The sequence below is a fragment of the Mesorhizobium sp. M7A.F.Ca.CA.002.09.1.1 genome (genome assembly GCF_003998555.1).
GTDB classification, from domain to species: Bacteria; Pseudomonadota; Alphaproteobacteria; order Rhizobiales; family Rhizobiaceae; genus Mesorhizobium; species Mesorhizobium ciceri.
The window spans coordinates 1-3,212 of the sequence record NZ_RZRR01000668.1 but is presented as its reverse complement, the minus strand read 5'-3'; the positions used below and the strand labels follow the sequence as shown (position 1 = coordinate 3,212).

The following is a 3,212-nucleotide window of genomic DNA, read 5'->3' as shown; positions in this document are numbered from 1 at the left end:
CTCAAGGACAATGCCTTCGTCGCGCTTGACCGGCTGTCGCTCGACATCGCCGACGGCGAATTCGTCACCGTCGTCGGTCCGTCCGGCTGCGGTAAGTCGACCGCGCTCAACATCGCGGCCGGCCTGCTGAAGCCGAGCGAGGGCACCGTGCTGGTCGATGGCAAGGCGGTCGAGGGGCCGGGTCCGGAGCGCGGCATGATCTTCCAGCAATACGCGCTGTTTCCCTGGCTCACCGTACGCCAGAACGTCGAGTTCGGGCTGCGCATCAAGGGCGAGGAAGCTTCGCGCCGCCGGCAGATCGCCGAGCGTTTCATCGATCTCGTCGGCCTTGGCGACTTCGCCGACGCGCTGCCGAAGACGCTTTCGGGCGGCATGAAGCAGCGTTGCGCGATCGCCCGGGCCTATGCGGTCGATCCCTCGATCCTTTTGATGGACGAGCCCTTCGGGGCGCTCGACGCACTGACCCGCGTGCAGCTCCAGGACCAGTTGCTCGACACCTGGAGCCGGGAGCGGCGCACCGTGATGTTCATCACCCACGATGTCGACGAGGCGGTCTACCTCGCCAACCGCGTCATCGTCATGGCGGCGCGGCCCGGCAGGCTGCAGGAGATCATCGACGTCGGCCTGCCTTACCCAAGAACCGAGGAAATCCGGCTTTCGGCGGAGTTCATGAGCATCCGCAACCGCGTCTGGCAAGCCGTTTACCACCAGTAACAGTGACAGGAGGAGAGTATGGTGACACTGACAAGACGTAACCTCATCGCATCATCGGCGGCACTTGCCGCGTTCGCTGCCTCTGGCATCCGTGCCGGAGCGGCGGGAACGGCGGCACGCATCGGCTACAACGGCGATTTCTGGGGCGCCAGCGTGGCCGGCGTCGCGGCCGACCAGGGCTTCTATGCCAAGCACGGCGTCGATGCCAATATCAAGGTCTTCACCAACGGCCCCATCCAGGTCCAGGCGCTTGGCGCCAACAGCCTGGAATTCGGCTATCTCGGACCGGGCGCGCTGTGGCTGCCGGCGAGCGGCAAGGCCAAGATCATCGCCGTCAACGATGTCGGCTTCTCGGACCGGGTGATCGCCCAAGCCGGCATCACGTCCATCGCCGGCCTCAAGGGCAAGAAGGTCGCGATCGCGGCCGGCACCTCGGGCGACATGCTGTTGCGGCTGGCGCTGCGCAAGGCCGGTATGGCGATGACCGACCTCGACATCGTGCAGATGGACCCGAGCACCATCGTGGCGGCCTTCGCCTCCAAGCAGGTCGACGCGGCCGGCATCTGGTATCCGTTCGTCGGCATCATCCAGAAGAGCGTTCCCGATCTGGTGGAGCTGGCCAAGAACGACGACTTCTATCCGCAGACCACATTTCCGAGCGTCTTCATTGCCCGCAACGATTTGGTCGAGGGCAATCCCGATCTCGTCCGCAACGTGGTGCGCGCCATCAAGGACGCGCAGGATTTTCGTGCCGCCAACCAGGACAAGGCGATCGAGATCACCTCCAAGCTGCTCGGCATTCCTGCCGACCAGCTGAAGACGGAAGCCGGTTATGGCCGTTTCATGACCTCGGCCGAACTGATCAAGCTAACCAAGGACGGCACCGTGAACGGCTGGTTCTCGACGATGAACGACCTGTTCAAGACCTTTGGCAAGCTCGAGACCTCGCTCGATCCCAAGGACTATTATCTGGGCGATCAATACATTTCGGCCTGACGGCCTTCTTGAAATCGCCCCTTGCAAACCGCAAGCCCCGGCAGCGAACCGGGGCCTGTTTCCTGACAATCACAGCAGCGACGAGCCATCCATGAACGTTCTCTATATCGACATCGACAGCCTCAGGCGCGACCACCTCGGCTGCTACGGCTATCATCGCAACACCTCTCCCGTCATCGACAGCCTTGCCGGCGAGGGCATCCGCTTCGAGAACGTCTATGTGTCCGATGTGCCTTGCCATCCGTCGCGCACGGCGCTGTGGAGCGGCCGCCACGGAATGCGGACCGGCGTGGTCGGCCATGGCGGCACCGCCTGCGAGCCGTTCCGCGAAGGCGCCGAGCGAGCCTGGGCCGGCACCTTCTACGAGGAAGGCTGGATGCGGGCGCTGCGCGATCTCGGCTACCACACCACGACCATCAGCAGTTTTGGCGAACGGCATGGCTGCTGGCATTGGTATGCCGGCTTCAACGAGATCATCAATCCCGGCAAGGCCGGCATGGAGAACGCCGACGAGGTTTCGGGCCTGGCGATCGACTGGCTGAAGCGCAATGGCTCGGCAAAAAAGTGGTTCCTGCATGTCAATGTCTGGGACCCGCACACGCCCTATCGCGCGCCGGACGCTTTCGGCGACCCCTTCGCCGACCAGCCGCTTCCCGACTGGATGACCAGGGCGGTATTCGAGAAGAGCCATGCTGGCTACGGCCCGCACAGCCCGCAGGAACCCTCGGGCTTCGACGTCGAGCCGGGCGGATCGAAATACCGGCGCATGCCGTCGCCGATCAGCGGCATGGACACCGTCAAGGCCTGGTTCGACGGCTACGACACCGGCGTGCTCTATGCCGATTATCATGTCGGTCTCATCGTCGAGGAGTTGAAGCGGCAAGGCCTGTTCGACGACACGATCATCGTCATCGGCGCCGATCATGGCGAAAACCTCGGCGAGCTCAACGTCTGGGGTGATCATCAGACGGCCGACGAATTCACCTGCAACGTGCCGCTGGTCATCCGCTGGCCCGGCGCCGAGGACATGCGCGGCGTCAATGGCGGCCTTCACTATCATTTCGACTGGGCCGCCACGCTGATCGACCGGCTCGGCGGCAACGTTCCGGCGCTTTGGGACGGGCGCTCCTTTGCACCGGCGCTTGCCGCGAAGGAGGAAGGTGGCCGCGATTTCCTGGTGCTGAGCCAGGGTGCGTGGGCGGTACAGCGCGGCGTGCGGTTCCGGCTCGGCGGGGCCGACTGGCTGATGCTGCGCACCTATCATGACGGCTACAAGGATTTCGGCCCGGTCAGCCTGTTCAATCTGAGTGAGGATCCGCATGAGCAGCATGATCTCTCAGGCTCCCGAAGCGATGTGGTCGATCATGCCAGCCGGCTGCTCGAGGACTGGCGCAGCGCCATGGCCATCCGCAGCGACAGCGATGTCGACCCGCTGGTGACGGTGATCCGGGAAGGCGGGCCGTTCCATTGCCTTGGCGAGTTGCCGGCCTATCTCGAAAGAC

At 64.1% G+C, this 3,212-nt stretch carries 3 protein-coding genes; all 3 read left to right on the top strand.

Annotated elements, in window-relative coordinates; genetic code table 11:
* Positions 1 to 714: ABC transporter ATP-binding protein (locus tag EN994_RS24170; RefSeq protein WP_245466073.1), on the top strand; the 714-nt coding region annotated here is incomplete at its 5' end.
* Positions 715 to 732: 18 nt separating this feature from the next.
* A complete protein-coding gene (locus EN994_RS24165) occupies positions 733 to 1,710 on the top strand; it encodes an aliphatic sulfonate ABC transporter substrate-binding protein (protein ID WP_063168596.1) in 978 nt (325 codons plus the stop codon).
* A gap of 91 nt (positions 1,711 to 1,801) precedes the next feature.
* Positions 1,802 to 3,212: sulfatase (locus tag EN994_RS24160; protein ID WP_127307856.1), on the top strand; the 1,411-nt coding region annotated here is incomplete at its 3' end.